This is a genomic window from Streptomyces tricolor (genome assembly GCF_002155905.1).
Classification (GTDB): domain Bacteria; phylum Actinomycetota; class Actinomycetes; order Streptomycetales; family Streptomycetaceae; genus Streptomyces; species Streptomyces tricolor.
In genome coordinates, this window is sequence record NZ_MUMF01000082.1 from 208 (window position 1) to 2,253 (window position 2,046).

A 2,046-nucleotide genomic window follows, 5' to 3' on the forward strand; every position below is an offset into this window, starting at 1 on the left:
GTACGCGCCGGAGGAGGTCGGCTGGCTGCTCCAGGACCTGTCGGCGGTGACCCTGGAGGCGCCGACCGAGGAGCGGGAGGAGGCCATCCAGAGCGGCGGCGCGCACTACGCCGAGTCCCTGCCGGTGGAGTACCAGCCCACCGCGCAGTACCAGGAGCTGTTCCACGCGGCGCTCGACGCGTCGGCCGCCCGGATCGCGCACGCGGTCGGCGCGGTCACCGAGACGGTGATCGCCGAGCGGTCGCCCCGCCCGGTGCTGGTCTCCCTCGCCCGCGCGGGCACCCCGGTCGGCATCCTGATGCGCCGGTGGGCGCAGTTCCGGCACGGCCTGGACCTGCCGCACTACGCCGTGTCGATCGTCCGCGGCCGGGGCATCGACGCCAACGCGCTGCGCTGGCTCGCCGCCCACCACGACCCACGGGACGTCGTCTTCGTCGACGGCTGGACCGGCAAGGGCGCGATCACCCGCGAACTCGCCCAGGCCGTCGCGCAGTTCGAGGCAGCCGAGGGCGTCACCGGGTTCGACCCGGAGATCGCCGTGCTCGCCGACCCCGGTTCCTGCGTGCGCACCTACGGCACCCGGGAGGACTTCCTCATCCCCTCCGCCTGCCTCAACTCGACCGTCTCCGGGCTGATCTCCCGTACGGTCCTGCGGGCCGACCTGGTCGGCCCGCACGACTTCCACGGCGCCAAGTTCTACCGCGAACTGGCCGGCGCCGACGTCTCCGTGGCCTTCCTCGACGCCGTCTCCGCCCGCTTCCCCGAGGTCGCCGACGCCGTCGACGGCGCGGTCAAGGAGCTGCTGGCCGCGGACCGCACCCCGACCTGGGCGGGCTGGCGGGCGGTCGAGCGGATCAGCGAGGAGTACGGCATCCACGACGTCAACCTCGTCAAGCCGGGCGTCGGCGAGACCACCCGGGTGCTGCTGCGCCGGGTGCCCTGGAAGATCCTCGCGCGGGCGGGTGCGGGCGCCGACCTGGACCATGTGCGGCTGCTCGCCGAGCAGCGCGGGGTGCCGGTGGAGGAGGTCGGCGACCTGCCGTACACCTGCGTCGGGCTGATCCACCCCCGGTACACGCGGGGTGCCACGGGAGCCGACGGCAAGGCGGTGAACGTCTGATGCCGGTGCTGGTGGCGAGCGACCTCGACCGTACGCTGATCTACTCCTCGGCGGCCCTCGCGCTGACCATGCCGGACGCGCGGGCGCCCCGGCTGCTGTGCGTGGAGGTGCACGAGGCCAGGCCGCTCTCCTTCATGACGGAGACCGCGGCCCAGCTGCTGACCGACCTCGGCGACGCGGCCGTGTTCGTGCCGACGACGACCCGGACGCGCAAGCAGTACCAGCGCATCAACCTGCCGGGCCCGCCGCCCGCGTACGCGATCTGCGCCAACGGCGGGCATCTGCTGGTGGACGGGGTCACCGACGCCGACTGGCACGCGAGCGTGCTGGCGCGGCTCGCGGACGAGTGCGCGCCGCTGGAGGAGGTCTGCGAGCACCTGCTGCGCTCGGCCGACCCGGTGTGGGTGCGCAAGCACCGGGTCGCCGAGGATCTCTTCGCCTATCTGGTGGTGGAGCGCGAGCTGCTGCCCGAGGACTGGGTGAAGGAGCTGGCGGTGTGGGCGGAGAACCGCGGCTGGACGGTGTCGCTCCAGGGCCGCAAGATCTACGCCGTCCCCAAGCCGCTCACCAAGAGCGCGGCCGTCCGTGAGGTCGCCCGGCGCACCGGCGCGGAGCTGACACTGGCCGCCGGCGACTCCCTCCTCGACGCCGACCTGCTGCTGGCCGCCGACCGGGGCTGGCGCCCCGGCCACGGCGAACTGGCCGACACGGACTGGACGGCCCCGGAGATCACCGCCCTCCCCGAGCGGGGGGTGCTGGCGGGCGAGCGGATCCTGCGGGAGTTCCTGAGAGCGGCACGGCAGCCGGCCTGAAGGGGCGCGGGGAACCGCGCGACAGGCCATGACGGCGCCGCACCCGCCGGACGGCAGGTCCCGGCACCCCCTTAGGCGCAGGCACCTACCCGCAGCACCCGCCCCCGCAGCATC

General features: G+C 74.2%; 2 protein-coding genes. Both read left to right on the plus strand.

Annotated elements, in window-relative coordinates; genetic code table 11:
• Positions 1-1,120: cysteine protease StiP family protein (locus CCN44_RS06915; protein ID WP_244203893.1), on the plus strand; the 1,120-nt coding region annotated here is incomplete at its 5' end.
• Entirely contained in the window at positions 1,120-1,932 is an 813-nt protein-coding gene (locus tag CCN44_RS06920; RefSeq protein WP_059249185.1) for an HAD family hydrolase, read from the plus strand. The genes CCN44_RS06915 and CCN44_RS06920, both read left to right, overlap by 1 nt.
• Positions 1,933-2,046 lie beyond the last annotated feature (114 nt).